The sequence below is a fragment of the Acinetobacter sp. UBA801 genome (genome assembly GCA_002296655.1).
Lineage (GTDB): Bacteria > Pseudomonadota > Gammaproteobacteria > Pseudomonadales > Moraxellaceae > Acinetobacter.
Genome location: DBIN01000007.1, coordinates 1 through 25,706, shown reverse-complemented (window position 1 = coordinate 25,706; position 25,706 = coordinate 1). Strand labels below are relative to the sequence as shown.

Genomic DNA, 25,706 nt, shown 5'->3' with positions numbered 1-25,706 from the left:
CATTTATCCTGTGCTGAACGAAATACCAATCACATTTTTTGAAAATGCAATTACGATCAGAACGGACATCGTTGGCCGTTGTTAGTATTGAAAGTCATCTTTGACGATTTAATAAATGCAGAAACCGTGCCAACTTTTTTAATAGAAAAATGCCTTGTTTCAGGCAGATGATCTACCTAAACGCTTCATTTTGATCAGCCATCAGCTGAAATCCCTAAAGCTGTGCACTAAATTGAACAGAAAAACGAAATTTTATGCACCAATTTAATGGCATGTTTTTTGCTTTAATCCTGCTTGAATATTCCTTAGGCCTTACTTGAAAATATTCCATGTCCAAATTACGAATTGCTCTTATTGATGATGATCTGGAGCGTGCCCAATTCATCCAGGAATCCCTGCTTTTACATGATTTTCAGGTGGTGGCCTGTTTAATCCTGAATGACCTGAATATGGTGCATGTCAAAGGCATTCATGCAGATGTGATCCTGCTGAATATGGATCATCCGCATCGGGATATTATTGAAAGCTGTGTCAGCCAATATGAACTTCCCACCGTGCTGTTTACCCAGAACTCCAATAAAGACACCATCAAAAGTGCGATTGATGCCGGAATCACGGCCTATATTGTCGATGGTATTGATCCCACCAAATTAGAAAGCATTCTGGAAATTTCAATTGAACAGTTTCGCAAGCATAAAAAGCTGCTGAACGATTTAAAAGAAACCCAGGACAAGCTGATTGATCGTAAAGATATTGATAAAGCCAAAGCACTGCTCATCCAGCTACATGCCTTAACGGAAGAACAAGCCTTTGCTTTATTGCGTAAAAATGCCATGAGTCACCGGATTACCATTGGTGAAATGGCCAGACGCTTACTGGATGCACAGAAGCTGTTATTGGGCCAATAAGGAAAAGCATATGTCCACATTAGAAAAAACTGAACTCAATATTGGCTATATTCCTTTGCTTGATTGTGTGGCCATTCTCTGGGCCGAAAAACAGGGTTATTTTGCCGAGCAAGGATTAACCATCAATTTAATCCGTGAAGCCTCCTGGTCAAGTTTGCGTGACCGTCTGGCCTATGGCTTTCTGGATGCTGCACATTGTCTGTCCGCCATGTTGCCCGCTGCTGCCTTGGGCACAGACCAGTTACAGGTGGCTTTGCAAACCCCTCTAGTACTGAGCGTGAATCAGGCTTTTATTAGCCTGCGGCAAGATCTGTGTTATGAACTCGGCATCCAGCCAGGGGATGATGAAAAAAGTACCTCAAAGAAACTGGTGCAGGCTTTACAACAGAATCATCCCATCCATCTGGCCTATGTGTATAAATATTCGATTCACCATTACTGCTTAAAAGAATGGTTGGCGCTGACTGATCCGCAACTGGCCAAGAATATCCAGCTAATGACCTCTCCACCGCCTTCCATGGTAAAAGGAATCGCAGAACAGGTATTTGATGGTTTTTGCGTGGGAGAACCCTGGAATATTCAGGCCAAACTTGAAGGCTATAGCTTTATCGTCGCTGCGAGCCAGAATGTCATTCCAAAAGTTGCCGATAAAGTCTTGGCCATGACCCAGGAATGGGCAGAACAGCATCCATTTACCGTAGAGGCAGTGATCAAGGCAGTACAAAAAGCGCAGGATGATTTAAAGCAGCGCAGTGATTTATCAGAAGTATGGAACATGCTGGTGGACTATCAGATTATTCAGTTTGAATGTTCCGCCCAGCGGCATGTCTATGACTTTTACAAGATCAAGAATATTATCCGGAATTTTGTTGGGGAAAGTGCCGAACCGAAAGTCGATGATTTTATCTGGCTCCTGCAGCAGATGCAGAAATGGGAAAATCTTGATCTGTCGGTGGAGGATCAGCTACAGATTGCACAATCCTGTATTTATCAACAAGAAGCTAGCACTGTTTAATACATTGTATATTCCCATAAAAAAAGACCCGAGAAAATTCCAGGGCTTTTTAATTTAAAGTTCTATTTAGCTCAATGCCTGTTGTAAACCCAGTAAGGTTCAGTTAGCATTAACACGTAGGTTGTCAGTGAATTGATGTTGTGTAATAGCCCCCAATTAAAACGGACACTTCTCAATTAAGACCTAGTCAATTGTGGTTGAACTGTGTAATCGCTTGAGATGAAGAATGACGTTCATCCTGCTTTTCAGCAGTTATAGTGATGATTGGCAGTTGAAATATTTCTAAATGTACTCCTGTTCCAGCAGCAGAGCTATGCTGTACATTCAAACCATAAATTAAATTGATCGACAATCGCATCTGCAGTAATAACAGAAATAGAGGCAGGCGCTTTTTGTAAACAATCTGTACGCAAACCCTCAGTCTTTACTGTAAAACTAAAATACGGCGTGGTTTCATTGGCTGTGATGACAATCGTATCAAATTATTGAATACCATTTTCTGCATCAACCCAAGGTTCTCAACACAGCGCTGACAGAATGAAGATTTTTAAAGGCGCAGTGAATATATTCTGTTTGAATTTACAATTGTACATACAAAATCTTGCATTAAAAAAGTGGTGATGCTTGAGGCATTTAGTTGTACAGATTATGACAATTCGCGTTGAAGTAATCGAGTAAAAGTCTGGGTAAATTTCTGTCCTTGCTCTGTAAAAAACCAATTTACATGTCCAACAATCCAATCATAATAAGCAGCATCGGCATGTTTCAGGTTTTGGGTAATCCCGACAAAATATTCAAGTTCTGAAAATGCGAAATCCAAATGCACAATTTTTAGCAGTTCTGGCAGAATACTAAAGTCTTGTTGTGAGTGTATTTCTGCACAATACGCTTGTAAAAACGCGCTTAAACCCGCTTCATCAATACTAATTTGTGACGTATGTTCTAAAGCCAGCCAATCTATAAAGTTACGCTCAATCGTTATCGCAAGGTCATACAGCGCTGAATTTCGATCCGATAAGCCAAAATCAATCACCGCTGTAATATTGGCATCGGCACTTTGCGTAGACCAAAACAAATTGGAAGCATGCAAATCATTATGCGTCCAAATTTTAGTCGCCTGCTGCAATACATGCTTAATTTTACGATGCGTCTGGAATATGCGCTCTAAAAAAACAGCATCTAAGTTTTTATCGGCAAAATAACGATTCAATTCAGGGCTATTATCAATACGTTGCTGAATAGCCGTTACAATATTTTCACTTTCTAAAAGCTGCTGATTCGAGACCAAATAACGAGTCGATCTGCCGTGTAACTCAGGAAAATCCTGCATGGCGGTATGCAGTTTCGCAAGTAAACTACCCACTTTAGCGGCATGTTCCGTATAGAAAAAAGGCGTCCACGATTGCTGATCGACATATAGATCAAAGCCAGCTGCTTTTTCATAAACCTCATAAGTCCAATCACCCAGTTCTAAAGCGGTTTGTCCGCAATTAGAGCTAATTAATGTCGCAACAGGAATGTTTTTACTGGCTAAATGTTGTAAAACAGCATGCTCTTGTAAAATATCTTGGGCACGACGAAATGAACGATGGCTACGCTTAATAAAATAGGGGTAAAGATTTGTTTGGCCTGTACTGGCTAAAGCCTGCATGACTTCAACCAACACTGCCGAAGAAAATGGGCGTGGACTACACCACAGAATCTGAACACTCCCTTGCAAACATGGATAATAAGGTTGCAGGTGGTGTAATTCTGGAACTGTAATATGAACCCAATCTTTATTTTCCCAGTCATTGCCCATGCCATGACCTAAATTAGGTGTGATTGTGGTCATTTTCAATATTCCTTAACCTAATCAGCATTGTGTAAATCTAATCAGCATTGTGTAGTCATATATTCCCCGTCATCCATCTCCAACAATTATTTTTAGATGGATGCAGAGCTATTTAATTAACGGTCTTAGCTTGTCGCAAATGTAAATTCACTTTATCTTCAATCTGATCTAAACCCTAAACCAGTGTAATAAGCAGCCTCACTCACAAAAGACACAATATTTTGTGTGATTTGAGGCAAATTATAATCTGCATACCATGATAATGAGTTCACTTGTATTTCACGTTTAGCTTGTAAAATCACGAATCTTTTTGCAACCAAGCCTGCAAATTTTCACCTATATAGGCATCATAAAAAATATTATCGGTCAGATGAAATCTTTTATCATGTAGGAAAATAAGTCACGCTATTTTCTTCTGGCTCATAATTAAAAAAAGCGTCGTGGTCAGATGAAATTCAACCAGAAAATGACGTTTAAACGATGATTTTGATATTCTGCTTTGACTTTAATCGGGCAACTGATTTGCGCAAAGTCAATTTCATGTTCAGTATTTTGCTTAAAACATTCAGCCAAAGACCAGCCCTGATGTTTAATGAAATCCTGCATTAAAAACTCAGGTTCAAGTTGTGCATTGATGAATTCCAACAGCAAAGATTCAACTTTTTCATTCGATAAATAAATATCTTCAACAACATGCACGCCAATCTTTAAATATGCTGCTGCAATAGAAAAATCCTAACCTAAAGGATTGTGTTTGTATAGCTATGCAATCGTAGAGTGTTATCTATATCTAGCAATCAAGCATGCAGGCAGATTGAATCTTATTCACATTTTCAGCTATGCTATCAACACATCAAATTTCACTTCAAACACGCCTCGTTGCGTAGGAGTAATCTCATGTCTAAGAAGTTACCTATTTACTTCTCTGATGCTGCTTGGGCGTCATTACAAAAAATCATGGGTATGGATGGTAAGCCTAGCCCAACCTTGAATGCCATTCTAGAACAGATAGAATTGCTGAAAGAATATGACTTTCAGCCTGTTTGCAAACGTACCGTTTTACCGCTTCCAGTTGCTGTCGAATCCATTCCTGCAGGTTTTCCTTCACCTGCTCAAGACTATATTGATAAAAATATTGATTTGAATGAATATCTCATTTCCAATGAAAATGCGACCTTTTTAAATGTGGTACGCACCACCTCTATGGTAAACGCAGGGCTTGAATACGGCGATATTGTATTGGTAGATCGTAGCAAAGAAGCCAAACACCGCAGCATTGTGGTTGCATTAATCGACCAAAAAGACCTGACTATTAAACGCCTGATGATTACAGCCAAAATGTCCAAAAGTGAATTGGCTGAACATTTTGGTGAAGACTACGACCCTGCCACTTTGCCTGAAGCTTGGCTCAAAGCAGAAAGCCCCGACTATGACAGCATTTACCTGAAAGATGGGCAAACGTTTGAAGTCTTTGCGGTGGTGACGTGGAACTTAAAAAACTTGATGGCTTAAACCAGCACACCATAATAAAAGTCAAATAAGCAGAATATACATGAAACCTTTAAAGCAAATTTTTGCGCTGATTGACATCAATAATTGTTATGTGAGCTGTGAGCGGTTGTTTCAACCACATTTGAATCATCGTCCTGTGGTGGTGCTCTCCAATAACGATGGTTGCGTGGTATCACGTTCCGAAGAGGCCAAACAACTTGGCATTAAAATGGCTGTGCCCTTTTACCAAGTTCAAGAATTGATTCAACAACATGATGTTGCTGTCTTTTCAAGTAACTATGCACTCTATGCGGAAATGTCTAGACGTTTTAATAATACGATTCAACAATTTGTTAGTGCAAAAGACATTGAAATTTATTCAATTGATGAAACCTTTATTGAACTGAGTTCATATTCTCAGACCGACTTAAATGAATGGGCGCAAGAAATTAAAGCAACTTTATGGCAATGGCTGGCTCTCCCTGTCTGTGTCGGTATCGGTCACAGTAAAACTGAAGCCAAACTGGCCAATCATCTCGCCAAGAAAAATAGTTATTTCAACGGCGTGTGTAATTTACTCCATATGGACTTATGTAGCAAAGAAGCCTTATTTCAACACATTGATGTCGCTGAAGTCTGGGGGGTGGGCCGAAAACTTGCAAAAAAATTGCAAGCTTTAAAGATTCATTCTGTATTTGATTTAGCGATCAGTGATCCTGAGCAAATGCAACGTAAATTTTCAATTTTAATGAAAAAAACCATATTGGAACTAACAGGTACGCCGTGTATTGAACTAGAACAAACCACAGCGAGTAAACAGCAAATCATCAGCTCACGTTCTTTTGGACAACGAGTCACCGACATTCATGCACTTTCGGAAGCACTGAGCGATTATTTACAATCTGCGGTGCAAAGGCTTAGAAAAGAAAAAAGTTTATGTTCCTGTATGATTATTTTTGCGCAATCCAGTCGTTTTGATCAGCGCCAAGCTTTTTACAATCAATCGGTGACTATTGCCTTTAATGAACCAACAGATTCTGCATTAATCATGAACAAAGCCATCATGAAGCATATCTCTACCCTATTTCAAGAAGGCATTGTCTTTAAAAAATGTGGTGTGATTTTAACAGGACTTGAGCCAAAGCAAGGCTATATTCCCGACCTACTTGCAGATACGCACGTCATTGAAAAACAGGAACAATTACAGCAGGTATTAGATACCGTGAAAAATAAATATGGTATGCAAAAACTTGCTATTGGCGCATGTAAATTACAAGACCGCACGTGGGCAATGCAGCGCAGCCATTTAAGCCCTAATTATTTTAGCTGGGAAGGCTTATTGGCACTTGGCGATTAGTGCTTTTTTAGTTGTGATCTGATTCGTCTTTGATTGCGCTTCTATATACTTCAGTTACATCAAGAAAGGATATTTATAAAACCGTTCATCCAAACAACCATCTTCTTGTGATGATTATTTGGATGAACATGATCTGATTTAAGCAAGATCAACCTTCATTTAGTCCGACAAACTTAGCACGTGCTTTATGCAGTTTTTTGTAGCTGTCGATTAAACGTAAGTGACGATCTAAACCTTCAAGCTGCATATTGGTTTCGGTGAGTCCATAGAAACGTACGCTGCCTTCAACAGAACCCATGACCGCATCCATCCGTTCATTGCCAAACATACGGCGGAAATTGACTGCATAATCGGCAATATCCATTTCATCATCTAAAATAACTTCAAGCACAACATTCATACACTGATAGAACAAGCCACGTTCTACGGTATTAGTGTTGTATTGTAAAAATGCTTCGACCAAATCTTTAGCTTCTTCAAACTGTTCTAATGCCAGATAAATCAATAGCTTTAATTCAAGGATGGTCAGTTGTCCCCAAACTGTATTGTCATCAAACTCAATACCAATCAGGGTTTTAATTTCGGTATAGTCATCCAGCTCACATTCTTCCAAACGCTCAACCAAGGCTTCAAGTTGGGCGTCATCCAAACGGTGTAAATTCAAAATATCTTCACGGTAAAGCAAGGCTTTATTGGTATTATCCCAAATCAAGTCCTCCACCAAATACACTTCTGAATAATCGGGCACTAAAATTCGGCAAGCAGTTGCACCTAAGTGTTCATATACCGCCATATAGGATTCTTTGCCCAAATCTTCCAGAATCGTAAATAAAGCCTCGGCTTCTTCTACATTGCTATATTGACCATTGTTGGTGAAATCCCACTCTACAAACTCAAAATCTGCCTGCGCACTAAAGAAACGCCAAGACACTACACCACTAGAATCAATGAAATGTTCAACGTAGTTATTTGGCTCTGTAACTGCATTGCTGCTAAACGTTGGTTGTGGCAAGTCATTCAGACCTTCAAAACTGCGCCCTTGCAATAACTCGGTCAAGCTACGCTCTAAAGCCACTTTAAAATTAGGATGTGCACCAAACGAAGCAAATACACCGCCTGTACGTGGGTTCATTAAGGTCACACACATGACAGGGAATTGACCGCCTAAAGATGCGTCTTTCACCAATACGGGGAAGCCTTGCTCTTCTAAAGCCTGAATACCTGCCACAATACTTGGATATTTCGCCAAAACTTCTTGCGGCACATCAGGTAGGCAGATTTCTTCCTGAATAATTTCGCGCTTGACTGCACGTTCAAAAATTTCAGATAAACACTGCACTTGAGCTTCTGCAAGCGTGTTGCCTGCACTCATCCCATTACTTAAATATAAATTTTCAATTAAATTTGATGGAAAATATACCGTTTCACCATCGGATTGACGTACAAATGGCAATGAACAAATACCACGCTCAGTATTGCCTGAGTTAGTGTCATATAGATGTGTACCAAGCAATTCATCTTCATGGTCATAAATTTCTAGGCAATATTCATCTAAAATTTCTTTAGGCAATTCACCATTTGGGCCAGGCTTAAACCATTTTTCATTTGGATAATGCACAAACTCGGCATTGGCAATTTCTTCGCCCCAAAACTGATCGTTATAGAAGAAGTTACAGTTCAAACGCTCAATGAATTCACCTAAAGCAGATGCCAACGCACTTTCTTTGGTCGCACCTTTACCATTGGTAAAACACATTGGCGATTGCGCATCACGAATATGCAATGACCAGACATTTGGTACGATATTACGCCATGAGGCAATCTCAATTTTCATGCCCAAATCTGCCAAAATACCCGACATATTGGCAATGGTTTCTTCAAGCGGTAAATCTTTACCCTCAATAAAAGTCGCATGAGATGAAGTCAAGTTTGGCATCAGCAAAGCTTGCGCATCGGCATCAATACTTTCGACTTGCTCAATCACAAACTCAGGGCCAGTCTGTACCACTTTTTTAACAGTACAACGATCAATGGAACGTAAAATACCCTGACGGTCTTTTTCAGAAATATCTGCAGGTAATTCCACCTGAATTTTAAAAATTTGTTTATAACGGTTTTCAGGATCGACAATATTGTTTTGTGATAAACGAATGTTATCAGTCGGAATATCACGTGACTGGCAATAAACCTTCACGAAATATGCAGCACACAATGCAGATGACGCAAGGAAATAATCAAATGGGCCTGGTGCAGAGCCATCACCTTTATAACGGATGGGCTGATCGGCAATGACAGTAAAATCGTCAAATTTAGCTTCAAGACGCAAGTTGTCTAAATAATTGACTTTAATTTCCATGTAGGCACCTATTGTCTGTGCCTACTCAGACACAAAAAATTAGAATATTGATTTATAAGCCGAATCAAGGAGGAGAATTAGACTTAAAAAATAAGGTTTGAAGTCATCGCAACTATTTAACAGCGACTCCAGAATATGCGGCAACATTATAAAGTGATTTGGGTGAATTGATAATGCTATAAATACAGATTTACTGAATTTAAGCAAAGTTGCTAATTAATATATACAAACATAATATATTTAAATGTATGGTATATTGTCTTTAGGTTCTAATCTGCTTGATGGTGAAACAACATGAAATATACCGAACTCACTGCTGAAATTTCGTCTAATATCAAATCCATTAAAGAACAATCTCCCGATTTACTTAAAAGCTTTAATGCCCTATCACAAGTTGCGATGAAAGACGGCGTAATTGATGCCAAAACCAAAGAGTTTATTGCGCTTGCAATTGGTGTGGCACAACGCTGTGATGGTTGTATCGGTTTTCACGTCAGAACTTTGGTCAAAATGGGCATGACTTTTGAAGAATTGAATGAAATTTTAGGTATTGCTGTTTATATGGGCGGTGGCCCATCACTCATGTATGCCGCAAACGCCGTGGCAGCATTTAAAGAGTTTTCTCCATCTACAGCCGAATAACAGCATCAAATTATTTACCGAGTCGAAACTATGTTAAATATCCATAATGAATGGGATGAACGCTACAGCCAACATGACCATATTTATGGTGAACAAGCCAATGCGTTCATTCAGGACATTACGCAAAAACTGTCTATTCACGGCAAAACTTTGGGCTTGGCCGAAGGTGAAGGTCGTAACTTGTTATATTTGGCCGCTTTGGCACAAGCCAATCGGCAAGCATTTGAAGCAGATTTGTGGGACTACTCGCAAGTTGCTTTAGATAAGGCCCAAGGCTATGCACAGCAACGTGGTTTAAGTCTAAATACACGAAAGCAAGATTTAAGTCAGGTGAATTGGCCAGCGAATCAATATGACAACGTGATTTGCGTATTTGGTCACTTTAACCCTGAAACACAGCAAAAAGTGTTAAATGGCGTGCGCGAAACTTTGGTCAACGGCGGTTTATTTGTTGGTGAGCTGTATTCTACTCGTCAGCTAGAATATAAAACGGGCGGCCCACGTGCAGTAGAAATGCTGTACGATCCTATCGAGTTTTTAAGCCATTTTAAACACGATCATCTGATTCATTTCTTTGTGGGCGATGTAGAACGCTCAGAAGGCAAACTGCATCAGGGCAAATCCCACGTCATTCAATTTGCGATTCGTATTCAGAAATAAAAGACTGAATCTTTTACATCAAAAAGCTTGCTCCAATGCAATTAGAGCAAGCTTTTTTGCGCTTTAGATTTGAATATTCAGTTAGATATTTGCTCGGAAATTTTTAAAATCACTCAAACACATCTTTCATAGATTTTGGCATTCCTTGTACCGACTGTAATTCGCCCTGTTTATTTTTCCAAAGCACAACAGGTGTGGCAAAGAACTCGTATTTATCCATCAGTGCCTGATTCTGTTCTAAGGTTTTTTCTACATGTACAGGCACAGTTTTTTGCTCGATCAGCTTTTTTTGTCCGTATTGACGATGGAACGCATTAAAGGTCTGCTGTGGGTTTTTCGCCATTAATAAAGTCGCGGCCTGCCCTTTGCTTTCAGGTCGGATCACCGCCACAATAATATGTCTTAACTGAACTTTGCCAGATTCTACCCACGGACGTGCCTGCTTCCAAAAGGTATGGCAATACGGACAATTCGGGTCTGAAAACACGTAGACAATTTTTTCAGCACTGGTTTGCCCATCCTGAATCCAAGTAGCGTGTTCCAGACTTTGCCACACATCTTCAAGTACCGACTTTTTCACATAACGGTCTAAAGCATCGACGGTTAAATTATTGCCTTGTGCATCAAACAAAGTGCCTACAATATAGTATTTCTGATCATTGGAAATAAACACTGTCGCAGGACTTTGTTCAATATGCCCTGCCCAACCTGTCATTTGTGCAGGTGCTTGAATTTGTTGCACAAACTTAAAACCTTCTTTTTCAATGTGCTGTTTGAGGTTGTCCTGTGCTTGCAGCATACTCACACTACTGGCAAGACTCATACCTATCGCCAGTTTCAGCATGTTATTTTTGATGTTTGATGTCATATTGATTGTCCTTAATTTTGGCTTCACGGCGGGTTTTCTTTCAAATCGTTAAGAGCGCGTTTATGGATTCGCTTGTATTTTTTTCAGATAATGCTGCAGCATCGGCTTGGTCAATTCACCCATGTGATGATCGACCAATTCTCCTTGTGCATTAAAAAACAAAGTACTTGGCAAACCGAACATATTGAAGTGTTGTCCTAAACGAGCTGCAGGGTCTAATAACACGTGTTCAAACTGAAATCGATGTTTCTGTAAATAGGCTTGAATCTCTGCTGCAAATTCGCCTTGATTGGCAAATACAAAATTGACCTCAGGGAAATCTTGCTGTGCTTGTTGCATAACAGGCATTTCACGATGACAAACTGGACACCAAGTCGCCCAGAGATTAATCACCGTGGGCTGCCCTGAAAATTGAGCTAAATCTTGAGGTTGTTGCGCTAGGTTGTGCAATACTAGATTGGGATAGGCATGCTGCGTCTGCAAAGGTTGGATAAGACTCCAACCTACAACTTGTACTGTAATAAAGAGCGCAACTGCCCATGCCAGAACAACACGTTGAATAGCGCGATTTTTCCAGACAAACCACGCCACACCTGCCATAACTGCGGCAATCAGATGAAAGCCTTTGTCCTGAATTTTTAAAATATCAATCGGGTTGGCAAAGTACAGCTCATAATGCTGCAACACAAAAACTGCCCGCCCAACTAAAGCACCAATCCACAGCGCATTCCATAATGCATCCTGATAACCTGTCCAAGTCTGTGCATTCCATGTATAACGACGCTGAAAAAATTTACCCATTGCAAAGACGACAATCAGTCCTAGCAATAAAAACACCAATGGCCATGGAATCATCAACATGCCTAACTGCAAGACTGCGGATTGAATCATGGCGCAGCCTCTTGCAGTTGATGAATATTTTGAATCAATTGCGCTGCGTTATAAGCACCTGTTAGACGCAATTCACGTTGTTCCCGTTGTGGATCTGCCAAAAATAACAACGTTGGCGGCCCTAAAATCTGCCATTTTTTCAATAAGGCATCTTGTGAAGGATGCTGTTCGGTTAAGTCGAGTTTAATCCGCACCACATGCTTTAAAGCATCTTGCACATCGGTACGAGGAATCACATCACGCTCAATCGGCTGACACGCCACACACCAATCGGCATAGACATCAATCACAATCTTTTGATGAGCATTTGCGGCCAAAGCTGCATTCAACTCTTGTTCTGTGCGTACTTTGATCCATGGCTGTAATTGGTCTGCTTGTACCTGCGCATTGACACTGGCAATACTCTGATTGACATGCCAAATTCCACTACTAGCGATTACTGCCGCCAAAGCCAATAACGAAAAACGCTGTGGACGATGTAACACGTGGCGCAAAATTGCAATTAAATATGCAGCGAAGGCAAATAACACCACAGCAAAAGCAACATAGTACCAAGTCACAGAAAATAGCGGACGAGCAAAATACAAAGCCATTGCCAACATGATAAAACCAAAGCTAAATTTTAGCCGTTCCATCCACAAACCTGGCTTTGGCAAATATTTCGCGCCAAACACGCTGGCAATAAGTAAAGGAATTCCCATACCTAAACCGAGCAGGAACAAATATAAACCACCCAATGCTGCTTGATCCAAATGTGAGACGTACAGCAATGCTCCCGCTAAAGGCGCACTCATACATGGCCCGACAATCAGTGCAGAAATCACCCCCATAACGCCCGCACCCAATAAAGTACCGCCTTTTTGATATTGCTGAATACGATCTAAACGCTGTAACACTGCTTGTGGTAATGACAACTGATACAGTCCAAACAGGTTTAAAGCAAAGAGCACAAACAACATAGCAAAAACTGCAATCACTACGGGATTTTGGAACCAACGCTGTACGCTATAACCAATGTGTGACGCAACAACGCCCATCAAGCCATAGACTAGCGCCATACTGACGATAAAGGTGATCGCAATTGCTGCCGCTTTATAGCCTGTATTGCGCTGCACCAAAATGCCAGAAAGAATTGGAATCAGCGGCAATGAACACGGTAAAAAAGCCAGTAATACCCCAAAACCTAAAAAGATAAACGCATTCAGTAACAACCCTTGCCCAGACAATAAATTCAGGAAAAATTGATCATTGTTCCATTGCTGATTCAGACTCGTACTACTGGCTGTTTCCGTATTGCTTGAATTGGCTGATGCAGCGAATGTATTGTCTGTCAACGCCGTATCTGTATTTTCAATCTCTAAGGAATTTGCTAAATCAACGTTTTCTACTGATTCAGGGGTAAGTTTAGGATCAGCTTGTGTTACAGCAACCGCATTTTCAGCAAGCTGTGCTTTGTTTTCTAGCGTTTGCTGTTCAAGTTTGAGTTCTTTTGTCGTTACAGTATTTGCAGTTGTCGTAACTTGTTTTTGTGTACTAGAACCATTGGCTTGATGCTTATCTGCATCATTTAAGTTAGTGTTTAAAGCAGCCTGATTATTCTGATTGAGTTGCTGAAGTAAATTACCTTTGCCCGCACTTAAATTATGCTGTGGCAATAAACCATCGGCATCGGTTTGAATCGTTTTACGCTGTACGGGATAACACAAACCATCTTCAGCGCAGCCTTGCCAAGTAATTTGATATTGCTGATTAGGCTTCACCTGAATCTGTGTTGTCACTTGCCCATAATGCACACGTGTCAGCCCGAAAGTCGGATCATCTTTTTCCTGCCCTGCAGGCAATTTAAAAGCAAGCGGCTTTTGAGCCTGACTGACTTTGAATTGATCGTGATATAAATAGTAATGCGGTGCGACATCCCATTTCAGTTCAACCGTTTGTTCAGACAATGACGTCGCCTGAAACTTAAAAGCTTGATCGGACGCTAAAAATTCATTGGCAGCATTGACCCACACCGCACACAGACTCAACACAAAATAAGCAATGACGCGAATAAAAATCATGTATTTATACTAAAAATTAAAAAACTGACTGTATTATCGGTAAGTGTAGATTAAGAGAACATTAATAAAGATTTTTCTTTGTAAACTTGAGCATTGTAGGTGCCTAATCTAAATTTGTGGCGTGATCGAGATGTGTCATATATTGGGCTGACTGTGGTATAGGAGCAAATATGTTCGTCGTTTTGGTGGAAGATGATCCTTATATTGCCCAAAGTATTGTGGCAGCACTCGAATTTTTAAGTATTTCAGTCGAACACGTGAATAACGCGCGCGATGCCGATTACTTCATACGTCATAGTGCGGTAGATCTGTGCCTGCTCGATTTAGGTCTGCCTGACCAAGATGGTTTACAGTTACTCGAAAACTGGCGTAAAGATGCCATTCATATTCCAGTATTGGTATTAACCGCGCGGAATCATACTCAAGACTGCGTACAGGCGCTCAACTTAGGAGCAGATGACTACCTAACTAAACCTTTTGAATTAAATGAACTGATTGCCCGTGTATATGCATTAAGCCGCCGTCATCGTGGTTATTCATCGAACCAACTGCAAAGTGGTCAGTTACACATGAACCTCGATACACAAGAAGTCAGTTGGCATTCACAAAACATTCAGCTTTCACGCCGTGAATATAGCCTATTGGAAACCTTTTTACGGCATCCGAACCAAATCTTAAAAAATGAAGAACTGATAGATAAAGTGTATGGCTTTCAAGACAGTATCGAAAGCAATGCCTTAAATGTGCATATCTACCATTTACGGCATAAAATCCACCCCGATTTTATTCAAACGGTGCGTGGTGTCGGCTACATCTTTAAACCTGAGCTGCTGACATGAAAAACTACAGTCTGAAATGGCGTTTGGTATCGACCATCAGCTGTGCATTTATTTTGCTGTGGGTGATTGTCTTTGCATGGCTCTACCATGACTTGGAACAACGCTTACAAAATACGCTGGATGAACGACTTTCTACCTCAGCCCGTATGGTCGCCCGCCTGATTCAGCAACTGCCCCTAGAACAACTCACAGAAAGTTTGCATGCCGAATCAGAAAATGCCTTGCTACATAGTTTAATTGCTTGTGAAGTCTCTATTTTCCGTGCCGATGTTTCATTACCACAGCATGTGATTGCACGCACTCAAGGCGCACCGAAAAATTTAAAAAACCAACAAGTCGGTTTCAGCACATGGACAGAAAATGGACTGCAATGGCGTAGTTATGTACTGCGTGAAGGTGAAGTTCAGGTGGTGGTGGCTGAAAAAATTCAGTTACGGCAAAACCTACTTAAACAAATTTTACAGTCGGTACTGATTCCTTTACTGCTTACTTTGATTATTTGTATTTTGCTAATTTTGTGGATTATCCGTCTGGAGTTTTTACCGCTCGATCACATCACCCGCCACTTAATTCAGAAAAAACAATCTTTAGATGAAGCTTCTCGTTATTTAATTGAACTGAGATCACAAAAAATTCCTAAAGAAATTCAGCCTTTTGTCGATAACTTATTGATGCTGATTGAACGCCTACATAAAAGTCTGGAACACGAAAAAAACTTTAGTGCATTTGCTGCGCATGAACTGCGCACGCCGTTAACGGCTATTAAAACGCATGTGCAACTGAGCCAATTGATGTTGAATCAAACCGCATCTGCCCAAGATACAGCCAAAGTCATCGACAATTTAAAACACGCAGAACGCAGCATCCAACGTTATCAACAACTTTTGGAACAACTGTTATTGCTCAGTCAAACTGAAGCAGGTATTCAAGCGGCACATAGCCATGCAGATATGCGTAGCGTATTAGAAACAGTCTTGTCGGAACTGACTGTGGAATATCCCAATCTATCAGCGAAATTACAGATTGATTGGGCGAGTTTGGTAGCACAACACATTAATATTCCAGCGCCTGCGTTGCACATGGTACTGAAAAACTTGATTCAAAATGCTTATTTGCATGCAGAGGATGCGCCAAACATTCAAATTCATATGCAAGACCTGCAATTGATCATTGCAGACCAAGGCAAAAGCCTGAATGAAGATGATTTTACCATTCTGACTCAGCGTTTTTGGCGTAAATCTGCGCATAAACAAGGCTATGGCTTAGGTCTAACTCTAGTCAAAGTATTATTAGAGCAATATGGCTACCTACTTCAATTTCAGGCTAACCAACCGCAAGGTTTAAAAGTGATTGTCAGTTTTGATGCAGCACCTTCTGCAACAGAGAAACAACAGACGGATTAAGCTTTTCTGAGCTTTAACAGCAAATAAAGCAAGATTCAGAACAAGATCACTTAACTTTTGCCAATACCGAACATATTGCTCTACTTTACGATAACGCCATTTTTAAGGTGATTTTTGAAATAAAAGGTCAATGCGTTCTAAAATTTTATCTATGATGTAGATGCTGCGGGCTATTGAGTAGAAGAACATTGGCTAGAAAAAAATTGCTGAAACTTTCATCACCGTTTTTTTGTTCGATACCACGTCATATTTTTAAATGAGGTAGATATCCGTGCAGATCGTGCATGTGCTTGGTCTTGTGATCAATCTACAACTTAATTAAAGTGTACATAAAACCAACAGCACCCCACTCAAAATATAATACGCAGCGTAGGAGCATCTATTCCAGACTAAAATATAGATAAATATATCAATCAAAGCATTCCATTTAAGCTCATGTTTTATTTAAATAAAGTTGAATTTTTAAAATATCTTATTATCGAAATGATCCTTCTATCGAATCCATAACCACTTGAACGATGATCACAAAACGTATTAGATGATCCACTGCAGTTTGTGTGGTCATCTACTTTGAATGAACTGAAAAAATGGAATCGCCATTTTTTATAAACAGCAACGAAATATCATGCTATAAAGAAATGCGATATTGATGTTGGTTGTTTTCTGGCTTTGACATTCCGAATCAAACCAGTTCAAGTCACTCGCTTGATCAGTCGTTACAGAAAACAAATGAATAGATTTGGTCAGTTGTTTTATAATATAAAAATCAGCAAAAAAAACTAAAAATGTAATTTTTTAACATTGCGAATTCCCTGCAAAGTTTTCATTATAGAGCCTCATTTTGGCACACGCTTTCTACGTCAAATTAAACAAATTACAAAAAAAATGTGGAATTTTATGCCATAATTAGCAAACTTTGCAGACATCTTGCAAAGTATTATTGCAATTATTTATTGGAGCAAGCGGAATGAGTTCGACCATTTTGGTTATTCATGGACCGAATCTAAATTTGCTAGGAAAGCGTGAACCCGAAGTTTATGGTTACCTCACTCTTGAGGATATAAATCAACAGCTCATTTCACAAGCGCAAAAAGCATCAATTTCTATAGATACTTTCCAAAGTAATTGGGAAGGCGCAATTGTAGACCGAATTCATCAAGCCGCGTTAGATGGCACACAATATATCATTATTAACCCTGCTGCATTAACGCATACCTCTGTTGCGGTACGTGATGCCTTGTTAGGGGTCGCTATTCCATTTCTTGAAGTCCATTTGTCGAATGTGCATGCACGTGAGGCGTTTAGACATCATTCATATTTATCAGACAAAGCCATTGGTGTGATTTGCGGTTTAGGCGCAAAAGGCTATGCCGCAGCACTCGACTTTGTTCTTGAAAAAATTCAACCTACTACACAATCTTAAACTAGGAATACTGTCCATGGATATTCGTAAAATCAAGAAACTCATCGACTTGATGATTGAATCTGACTTACAAGCGATTGAAGTTAAAGAAGGCGATCAGTCGATTGCATTAACTCGTCGCAGTCCAGTAGTGGCGGCAGCAGTTCCTGCAATGCCTGCACCTTCTGCAGAAGTACCATCTGCACCTAAATCTTCACCACGTGGCGCGGTTGAAACTTCGCCAATGGTTGGCGTGTTCTATGCAGCACCAAGCCCTGGTGAAGCACCATTTATTAAAGTGGGTCAAACTGTTTCTGCTGGTGAAACGCTTGGTATTATCGAAGCAATGAAAATCATGAACCCAATTGAAGCAACTCAAAGTGGCGTGATTGAAGAAATTCTAGTTAAAAATGGCGAAGTGATTCAATTTGGTCAACCACTCTTCCGCTACCGCGCTTAAGACCTCGGGGATTCACAATGTTGCAAAAAGTTTTAATTGCAAACCGTGGTGAGATTGCCCTGCGCATCACCCGAGCTTGCAAAACTTTAGGGATCAAAACCGTAGGTATCTACTCAGATGCCGATAAAGACCTAATGCACTTACGCTTTTGTGATGAAGCCGTGTGTATTGGTCCGGGTGCGAGCAGTGAAAGTTACCTGAATATTCCTGCAATTATTACTGCAGCAGAAATTACAGGTGCAGACGCCATTCACCCTGGTTATGGTTTCCTTGCTGAAAATGCCGAATTTGCTGAAATTGTAGAAAGTTCAGGTTTCATTTTCATTGGTCCACGCCCTGAGCATATTCGCTTAATGGGTAACAAAGTTTCTGCAATTACTGCAATGCGTAAAGCTGGCGTACCAACTGTACCAGGTTCAGCACACGCCGTTACACCGCACAATGCTTTAGCTGAAGCCAAAGAAATTGGTTTCCCGCTCATTGTAAAAGCTGCTGCTGGTGGTGGTGGTCGTGGTATGCGTATTGTAGAGCGCGTAGACACCTTGCTTGAATCAGTTCAAGCAGCTCAACGTGATGCAGAAATGTGGTTTGGTGATGACACAGTCTATATGGAGCGTTTCTTACAAAAGCCACGCCACGTAGAAGTACAAGTATTGGGTGATGGTAACGGTCACGCGATTCACCTTTATGACCGCGACTGTTCTTTACAACGCCGTCACCAAAAAGTACTTGAAGAAGCGCCAGCACCTAATTTACCAGAACAAGCACGTGCCGATATTTTAGAAGCTTGTGTTAATGCATGTAAGTTAATGCAATACCGTGGTGCAGGTACTTTTGAATTCTTATTTGAAGATGACGAATACTTCTTCATTGAAATGAATACACGTGTTCAGGTTGAGCACCCTGTAACTGAAATGGTGACAGGTATTGATATCATTGAACAACAATTGCGTATTGCTGCAGGTCTAGGTTTAAACATTGAGCAAGATCAGGTTGAGATTCGTGGTCACGCAATCGAATGTCGTATTAATGCAGAAGACCCAACCACCTTCTTACCTTCACCGGGGAAAATTGAACACTTCTATGCGCCAGGTGGTGCAGGTATTCGTGTAGATTCACACATCTACGAGGGTTATAGCATTCCGCCGTATTACGACTCAATGATTGCTAAACTGATTGCGCATGGTAAAGATCGTGAAACCAGTATTGCGCGTATGCGTCAAGCCTTGGATGAAACTATCTTAACAGGGATTAAAACCAACATTCCTTTGCACAAGGACTTGATTCTGCAAGATGAAAAATTCTGCAAACAAGCAATGGATATTCACTATCTTGAAAAGCATTTACTCAAGCAAATTGCTGGTAATGAAGAAGAAAAAGCATAAGCAATTTAAGTTTGCTCATGTTTAAAATGAAGAGCTGATGACTCAACATCAGCTCTTTTTTATTGCTAAAGATAAAAGCTAAACCGTTTATCTATACAGATCAGTGTGAATAAAAAACCAATACTCCAAATGCAGTAGTTGCTTAAAATTGATTTAAAAAAATCGGGATCTTAGATCATTGAGTAGCAAAAACTGCAGGACAAGATTAATCTAAAAACTCAGTCATTAATGCAAGGACTTCTTCGGTTTTTTCAGCATGTAGCCAATGCCCTGCGTGCGCGACAGTTTCAACTTTTGCATGCGGAAACTGTGCTTGAATGGCAGCATAATGCTCAGGCTTCTCAATATAAGGCGAATTACCACCACGAATAAATAAAGTATCGACATCACTATGCATCGTCTGCCATGACAAAATTTCTGCATAATGTTCATGTAACGCATTTAAGTTAAATAGCCATTGCCCTTTGCTAAATGACTTCATTAAAAATTGCACAACCATTTCTTCTTGAAGATGCTCACGCATTATTTCCATCCCCACTTGGCGGCTTTCAATTTGTGCTTCTTGCACAGCAAACAAAGCGGTAAAAATTTGATCGTGACGATTTTCAGAATAAGCAAAAGGACAAATATCCAATAAAACCAATTGTTGTAAACGCTCGGCTGCTAGAGGTGCTAAAGTCATTGCAACCTTGCCCCCCATTGAATGCCCAACTACAGAAAACTGTTCGATATTCAAACTGTTCAGCGTTTCTAAAACATCTTGGGCCATTACTGCATAATTCATGTCATCACGGTGTGCAGATTTACCATGATTACGTACATCTAATTGAATCACGGTACGCTGTTCTTGAAATGCACGTGCGATCATGCCTAAATTACTCAAACTACCAAATAAACCATGAATAAAAACCAAAGGTGGCAAGTTAGATTCAGGCTCATTTTGCGTGATTTGATAATTTAACAACATAAAATAAACTCTAAACTTGTATACAAATGATTGATCTATTTAATGAGTTTTGTGTTTATAAATCAAACTTTAAATGTGCTTTTCATTGATAAACTTATAATATTGCTTAGGCTATTCGTATAAGCCAAAGCAATATTATACAAGATGAACCTTTCTTAAAATTTTATTTAAAGTAATTCAAAGGCAACTTCAAATAACGAATACCATTGGCCTCAGGTTGTGGAAACTTACCTGCATCCATATTGATTTGAATAGATGGCAAAATCAATTTAGGCATCGTTAAAGTGGCATCACGTTGGGTTCGCATCTCAATGAATTCAGCTTTGCTTACCCCTGTATGAATATGAATATTCTGTTCTTTTTGAGTTTTAAGCAGTGTTTCATGTTCATATCGTTCACGTGATTCTGGTAAATAATCATGGCATAAAAACACACGTGTTTCTTCAGGCAACTCATATAATGATTGCACCGAATCGTACAACTGCCCTGCACTGCCTTTCGGGAAATCACAACGTGCCGTACCATAATCAGGCATAAACAAGGTATCACCTACAAATACAGCATCACCGATCACATAGCTTAAACAAGCAGGCGTATGTCCTGGTGTAGGGATGTTATAGGCTTGTAATTCACCAATCGTAAAAGTTTCATGATCTGCAAACAGATAATCAAACGATTGATGTGAATTGAAATACTTAATATCCAAGTTATAGATGGCACTGAATGTTTCTTGCACAATCGAAATTTTATGGCTCATGGCAATTTTACCACCCAGCTGCGATTTCAAATATTGAGAAGCTGTTAGGTGGTCGGCATGCACATGCGTTTCTAAAATCCATTCAACCGTTAATTCATTTTTATTGATGTAAGCAATGATTTCATCAGCATGAGTTGTTGTAGTTGTCGCAGATGCAGGGTCATAATCCAACACGCTGTCAATGATGGCACATTGAAGTGTTACAGGATCACTCACCACATAACTGAATGTATTGGTATTTTCATCAAAAAAATGCTGAATGTCTGCGTGCATCTTATGCTCCTGCAACCTTACGATGAAAGAGGATCCCCACCAACATCGCAACAATAAAATAGATTGCTTGATAATAACCTAAACCAATCAAAGTGAGACTTGGCGCAGGACAAATTCCTGCAATACCCCAACCGATACCAAAAATAAAACTACCAGTGATCAGTTTGGAATCAATTTGAGTTTGTTTAGGCAAATCAATTGGTTCATTTAAAATGGTTTTTGGTTCAGCTTGACGCATAGCTCTTTGAAATGGAATAAAGGCAACCGCAATTGCACCCATCATTACAAACGCTAGACTTGCATCCCATGTACCAAAAAGATCGAGAAAATTTAAAACTTTTTCAGGATTCGACATACCAGAAAGAATCAATCCAACTGAAAAAATACCACCAAAAATAAAGGCTAAGAAATTTTTCATTTAGAATGCTCCTGTGATATGACGGATGATATAAACGGTTATAAAGCCAGCTAGCATAAAGGTCCCTGTTGCTACAATTGAGCGCTTAGATAAACGACTCATGCCACATATACCATGACCACTAGTACAACCCGAGCCTAAACGAGTACCGAAGCCCACCAATAATCCCGCCACAATCATCATCAATGGGCTTGCATTCAATTCAACTTTAGGTTGAGCCACGATGCTGTAGAAAAAAGGCACAATGAAAATACCTAACACAAACCACAACGCAGGCGTTTTGAACAGCGTTTGCGGATTTAAAACTTGAGCCAGTAAGCCACTAATGCCTGCAATACGACCATGAACATATAAGTAGCCCACGACGGCAAGACCAAGTAATCCACCACCGATTAATGCTAGAAGATAATCATGCATTTTTAACACCCAAAGAATATATGTTTTTATAATATATTATTATGATTTTTATTCAACTACTCTCTTGTGAGTTTTGTAAATTTGATCTTCTTGTACATTGCATTTTGAATCTGAGTGAGTCAATGCAATATAAAATTCTATTTATCATACATCTACAATATCGACAAAACTGGCATTTAAAACTTTTGCCAAATCACTTGGAGCTAAACCAATATCCAATCCACGCTTCCCTCCACTCACATACATAATTGTAAGCTGTTGAGCGGATGCGTCAATGACCGTTTTCAGTTGTTTCTTCTGCCCGATTGGACTTATGCCTCCAACCAAATAGCCTGTCAAACGCTCAGCATCCTTAGGATCAGCCATGTGCATTTTTTTACACTGAAAAGCAGCCGCAACTTTTTTCAGATTTAATTGGTGATGGACAGGTAATATCGCCACAAAGAAATGTTTATCATCACTGACCAATAATGTTTTAAATACTTCTGTGACATCTAAGCCTAGCTTATCCGCAGCTTCCAAACCAAAACTCTTAGCATTATGATCATGTTCATATTCATGCATAGAAAATTGAATTTTTTTGGCTTTTAAAAGTTTAGCTGCTGGTGTCATTGAAAAAATATTGAAAAAAACGATGCTAAAATTATACACTTGATTAAGATTAAAAAGTGAATTTGCTTAGGCTATTTCTTGGATATTAAAGTAACCATCAAAACAACGGAAAGCTTAAAATAATTAACTTGGTTTACGCGAATTATCGACCAATACGTTGGCTAAGCGCTGTGCATGCGCAATCACGCGATCCAACCAACGCTGCGCCGCCAACAATTCTAAACCTGCCGCAGCATTAAGTTGATTCACAGCAGTATATTGCAACACTTTTTCACGATTTTCGGCACGTTGATCTTCTGTCCACTTTTTCAAATTAGATAATTCAGTATGTAAACTTAGCACGTGACTATGCACGTCAAAATCATCCATTTCTTTTAAATGTTCATCGAGAATTTGCACAAAATCTAAACCAACTTGATAAATCGCTGGTTGGGTGCGTATCACGTTTGCCAACGTAATATTTTCCAAATCACTTCGTAAAACACGTAAATACACCATCAAACGTAGCATCGCCATCAAACGCTGTTGATCGGCTTCATTTTCTGAAATTGACATTTCTTCCAAATAGCGTTGCACTTGAATGAGCACCTCATCGAGCTGCAACAAACGTACTTTTGAAGGCAATCTCCCCTCTTGAATCGCAAGTTTTAGCATCACTAAAACGTCATACAAACTATGGTAAATCACCTTTGATGCAGCATGAATGGCCAAGGCGGGCACAGATAAACTCGCTTGATCGAGATAACATAAAATCGATTGAGTTTGATCTGGAATGATTTTCATAATCAGTTTTTCAAACTGACGAATAAATGGCAAAATAATCAAAGTACCGCAAATACTGAACGCTGTATGGAATGCAGCAACTATCACCACATTGTCCCATGTTGCCATAAGACGTTGATTTTGTGTTAGTTCAAGAAATAGCGGTTTTAAAATAATAAAAGCAAAAATGGCTGAAATGATGTTAAAAATCACATGAACTGCTGCAGTACGTTTGGCATTTGCAGTTGAAGCAATTGCAGCAATAATAGCCGTAGCGACAGTACCAACATTCTGTCCAATCACTAAGCCTAAAGCTTGTTGCAAATCGATTGCACCACTGGCCAAGGCTGCTAAGGTTGCGGTAATTGCAGCACTCGAAGATTGCAACAGAATAGTCATGATAATACCGACCAAAACCAAACTGAATTGCGCAATCATAGATCGACTTGAAAATACAGATAAATCAACACGTTCAGCAAAACCTGACATGGCAACTTGCAACATATCAATACCAAGGAAAATCAGGCTAAAACCTGCCAGAGTCATGCCAAATAGTGCCACTCGCCCCTGACTAAATAATTTAAGCATTGCACCCAAACCAAGCAAAGGTAATGCAAAACTAGTGATGGAAAATTTAACACCTAAAAATGCCACCATCCACCCCGTACTAGTTGTGCCAATATTCGCGCCAATAATGACACCAATTGCCTGAGCAAAAGTAAGAATACCCGCACTAACAAAACCAATCGTGGCTAAAGTCGTTGCTGTAGAAGACTGTACAATTAAGGTTAAACAAATGCCTGAAAGCACAGATTTAATGGGTGAACCTGTAAATTTAGACAACCAAATACGCAAAGTTTCCCCTGCCATATCTTTTAAGCTGTCCGTCATCATGGTCATACCAATCAAAAATAGACCAATACCACCACATAATTGTACAAAGACATCTAACACACTTACTCCCTCTGCATAAGCAATTTTCAAAGTGCTAAAAAACCGATATTGCACATACTTTCATCTTAAAATTGCAGTTTATTTGTTCTATTCAAATAGTTTATATTAAATAAAAAACTTGTCATTAATTTGATATATCATTAAAACCTGAAGATAGATCAGACTCCATTAATTTATTCAATCATTCGATAAAGTCAAAAATTAAATCGCTGAATTATGCTGATACGATACAATTCAAATGTATGAATAACTTAATTGAGTCAATCGCTCACATCAAAATCAGCATATATACCCACATACGCTAGAATGAATAGGCATAGTTTTAATATGATTTTTAATACATTTAGAAAATATCCATATATAAAAATATTCAGTATTGGTTACACTGTTTTAACCTTAGCAGCCTGTTCTCCACTAGGAGGTGGTTCTCTTGCAAAACGCTCAGCTAAACTTTCTACAGGGATTCAAAAGGCCTATACTGTGCATCCTGATACAGCAAATCGTGTAGCACCAATCATTGTAAAAAGCGCAGAACAACATAATGTTGACCCTCTACTTGTCGCCGCAGTTATTCGACAAGAATCGAATTATCGTGCCTATGCTGTTTCACCCTCAGGCGCAATTGGGTTCACACAAATTATCCCACGTTATTGGGAGCAGACGTGTCCTGGCGATTTATTCCATGAACATATCAACATCAACTGTGGTTCATATATTTTAAATCATTATAAAAATCAGTCTGGGAAATGGTCTAAAGCTTTGGCCTATTACAATGTAGGACCTACTGGTTACAATAATAATCGAAAAATGAAAAAACAAGGTAAACGCTACGCAAAACAAGTCAAACAACACCAAAAAAACTTAAAAGATGCGCTTTGATTTTGAATTATTAGCTTAATAAAGTAATCAATTCACTTCAAAATAACGTAAGCGTCCGCTGAATCCCTGTAGAAAGTTTAGCTGAGCGTTTTGCAA

The 25,706-nt window shown here is 39.5% G+C and carries 24 protein-coding genes; 12 read left to right on the top strand and 12 right to left on the bottom strand.

Going from position 1 to position 25,706, the window contains the following annotated elements; genetic code table 11:
- Positions 1-329 precede the first annotated feature (329 nt).
- The gene (locus B2W49_RS00730; protein ID WP_070154220.1) at positions 330-908 is read left to right on the top strand and encodes an ANTAR domain-containing response regulator; all 579 of its coding nucleotides are present in this window, start codon (positions 330-332) and stop codon (positions 906-908) included.
- A gap of 10 nt (positions 909-918) precedes the next feature.
- Positions 919-1,923, top strand: a complete 1,005-nt coding sequence (locus tag B2W49_RS00725) for an ABC transporter substrate-binding protein (protein ID WP_291333585.1) — start codon at positions 919-921, stop codon at positions 1,921-1,923.
- A gap of 646 nt (positions 1,924-2,569) precedes the next feature.
- Here the strand turns inward: B2W49_RS00725 and B2W49_RS00720 are convergent.
- Together B2W49_RS00720 and B2W49_RS00715 are read right to left on the bottom strand one after the other, a co-directional pair.
- On the bottom strand, positions 2,570-3,757 hold the full coding sequence (locus tag B2W49_RS00720; RefSeq protein WP_291333583.1) for a phosphotransferase enzyme family protein: 1,188 nt from the start codon (positions 3,755-3,757) through the stop codon (positions 2,570-2,572).
- Positions 3,758-4,201: 444 nt separating this feature from the next.
- On the bottom strand, positions 4,202-4,456 hold the full coding sequence (locus B2W49_RS00715; RefSeq protein WP_291333581.1) for a hypothetical protein: 255 nt from the start codon (positions 4,454-4,456) through the stop codon (positions 4,202-4,204).
- A gap of 198 nt (positions 4,457-4,654) precedes the next feature.
- Here B2W49_RS00715 and umuD point away from each other — a divergent pair, with 198 nt between their 5' ends.
- Both umuD and B2W49_RS00705 read left to right on the top strand, forming a co-directional pair.
- Complete coding sequence (gene umuD / locus B2W49_RS00710; protein ID WP_291333579.1) at positions 4,655-5,269, top strand: translesion error-prone DNA polymerase V autoproteolytic subunit; 615 nt, start codon at positions 4,655-4,657, stop codon at positions 5,267-5,269.
- Positions 5,270-5,309: 40 nt separating this feature from the next.
- The gene (locus tag B2W49_RS00705; protein WP_291333577.1) at positions 5,310-6,605 is read left to right on the top strand and encodes a Y-family DNA polymerase; all 1,296 of its coding nucleotides are present in this window, start codon (positions 5,310-5,312) and stop codon (positions 6,603-6,605) included.
- A gap of 148 nt (positions 6,606-6,753) precedes the next feature.
- Here the strand turns inward: B2W49_RS00705 and B2W49_RS00700 are convergent, their stop codons facing one another.
- The gene (locus tag B2W49_RS00700) at positions 6,754-8,961 is read right to left on the bottom strand and encodes an OsmC domain/YcaO domain-containing protein (protein ID WP_291333575.1); all 2,208 of its coding nucleotides are present in this window, start codon (positions 8,959-8,961) and stop codon (positions 6,754-6,756) included.
- 294 nt (positions 8,962-9,255) lie between these two features.
- Between B2W49_RS00700 and B2W49_RS00695 the strand changes: the two genes are divergently transcribed.
- Together B2W49_RS00695 and B2W49_RS00690 are read left to right on the top strand one after the other, a co-directional pair.
- Positions 9,256-9,603, top strand: coding sequence for a carboxymuconolactone decarboxylase family protein (locus B2W49_RS00695; RefSeq protein ID WP_004973824.1), 348 nt, complete (start codon positions 9,256-9,258; stop codon positions 9,601-9,603).
- 30 nt (positions 9,604-9,633) lie between these two features.
- Entirely contained in the window at positions 9,634-10,263 is a 630-nt protein-coding gene (locus B2W49_RS00690) for a class I SAM-dependent methyltransferase (RefSeq protein WP_291333572.1), read from the top strand.
- A gap of 109 nt (positions 10,264-10,372) precedes the next feature.
- Here the strand turns inward: B2W49_RS00690 and dsbG are convergent, their stop codons facing one another.
- From dsbG to dsbD, 3 genes are read right to left on the bottom strand one after another with little or no spacing between them, the layout of a single operon-like run.
- A complete protein-coding gene (gene dsbG, locus B2W49_RS00685; protein ID WP_004973828.1) occupies positions 10,373-11,131 on the bottom strand; it encodes a thiol:disulfide interchange protein DsbG in 759 nt (252 codons plus the stop codon).
- 60 nt (positions 11,132-11,191) lie between these two features.
- A complete protein-coding gene (locus B2W49_RS00680) occupies positions 11,192-12,022 on the bottom strand; it encodes a TlpA disulfide reductase family protein (RefSeq protein ID WP_104851946.1) in 831 nt (276 codons plus the stop codon).
- Entirely contained in the window at positions 12,019-14,082 is a 2,064-nt protein-coding gene (dsbD, locus tag B2W49_RS00675) for a protein-disulfide reductase DsbD (RefSeq protein WP_291333569.1), read from the bottom strand. The genes B2W49_RS00680 and dsbD overlap by 4 nt, the downstream gene beginning before the upstream one ends.
- A gap of 170 nt (positions 14,083-14,252) precedes the next feature.
- On the opposite strand from dsbD, the gene B2W49_RS00670 reads away from it, so the two are divergent.
- The 5 genes from B2W49_RS00670 (at position 14,253) to accC (ending at position 19,571) form a co-directional block, all read left to right on the top strand.
- On the top strand, positions 14,253-14,921 hold the full coding sequence (locus B2W49_RS00670) for a response regulator transcription factor (protein ID WP_104851944.1): 669 nt from the start codon (positions 14,253-14,255) through the stop codon (positions 14,919-14,921).
- Positions 14,918-16,324, top strand: a complete 1,407-nt coding sequence (locus B2W49_RS00665) for an ATP-binding protein (protein ID WP_291333566.1) — start codon at positions 14,918-14,920, stop codon at positions 16,322-16,324. Before B2W49_RS00670 ends, B2W49_RS00665 begins: the two co-directional genes overlap by 4 nt.
- Before the next feature lie 967 nt (positions 16,325-17,291).
- Positions 17,292-17,747 carry a type II 3-dehydroquinate dehydratase gene (gene aroQ, locus B2W49_RS00660; protein ID WP_096902340.1) on the top strand — a complete coding sequence of 152 codons (456 nt, stop codon included), beginning with the start codon at positions 17,292-17,294 and terminating at the stop codon, positions 17,745-17,747.
- 16 nt (positions 17,748-17,763) lie between these two features.
- The gene (accB, locus tag B2W49_RS00655) at positions 17,764-18,186 is read left to right on the top strand and encodes an acetyl-CoA carboxylase biotin carboxyl carrier protein (protein ID WP_004973838.1); all 423 of its coding nucleotides are present in this window, start codon (positions 17,764-17,766) and stop codon (positions 18,184-18,186) included.
- Positions 18,187-18,203: 17 nt separating this feature from the next.
- Positions 18,204-19,571 carry an acetyl-CoA carboxylase biotin carboxylase subunit gene (gene accC / locus B2W49_RS00650; protein WP_291333557.1) on the top strand — a complete coding sequence of 456 codons (1,368 nt, stop codon included), beginning with the start codon at positions 18,204-18,206 and terminating at the stop codon, positions 19,569-19,571.
- A 205-nt stretch (positions 19,572-19,776) separates the two neighbouring features.
- Here the strand turns inward: accC and B2W49_RS00645 are convergent, their stop codons facing one another.
- The 6 genes from B2W49_RS00645 to B2W49_RS00620 form a co-directional block, all read right to left on the bottom strand.
- Complete coding sequence (locus B2W49_RS00645; RefSeq protein WP_291333555.1) at positions 19,777-20,538, bottom strand: alpha/beta fold hydrolase; 762 nt, start codon at positions 20,536-20,538, stop codon at positions 19,777-19,779.
- A 163-nt stretch (positions 20,539-20,701) separates the two neighbouring features.
- Positions 20,702-21,568, bottom strand: a complete 867-nt coding sequence (locus tag B2W49_RS00640; protein ID WP_291333553.1) for an MBL fold metallo-hydrolase — start codon at positions 21,566-21,568, stop codon at positions 20,702-20,704.
- A gap of 1 nt (position 21,569) precedes the next feature.
- The gene (locus B2W49_RS00635; protein ID WP_291333551.1) at positions 21,570-21,986 is read right to left on the bottom strand and encodes a DUF6691 family protein; all 417 of its coding nucleotides are present in this window, start codon (positions 21,984-21,986) and stop codon (positions 21,570-21,572) included.
- The gene (locus B2W49_RS00630) at positions 21,987-22,403 is read right to left on the bottom strand and encodes a YeeE/YedE family protein (protein ID WP_291333549.1); all 417 of its coding nucleotides are present in this window, start codon (positions 22,401-22,403) and stop codon (positions 21,987-21,989) included.
- Between the two features lie 144 nt (positions 22,404-22,547).
- The gene (gene ybaK, locus B2W49_RS00625; protein ID WP_291333641.1) at positions 22,548-23,015 is read right to left on the bottom strand and encodes a Cys-tRNA(Pro) deacylase; all 468 of its coding nucleotides are present in this window, start codon (positions 23,013-23,015) and stop codon (positions 22,548-22,550) included.
- A 123-nt stretch (positions 23,016-23,138) separates the two neighbouring features.
- On the bottom strand, positions 23,139-24,731 hold the full coding sequence (locus B2W49_RS00620) for a Na/Pi cotransporter family protein (RefSeq protein WP_291333639.1): 1,593 nt from the start codon (positions 24,729-24,731) through the stop codon (positions 23,139-23,141).
- Positions 24,732-25,058: 327 nt separating this feature from the next.
- Between B2W49_RS00620 and B2W49_RS00615 the strand changes: the two genes are divergently transcribed.
- The gene (locus B2W49_RS00615; RefSeq protein WP_291333547.1) at positions 25,059-25,610 is read left to right on the top strand and encodes a lytic transglycosylase domain-containing protein; all 552 of its coding nucleotides are present in this window, start codon (positions 25,059-25,061) and stop codon (positions 25,608-25,610) included.
- Positions 25,611-25,706 lie beyond the last annotated feature (96 nt).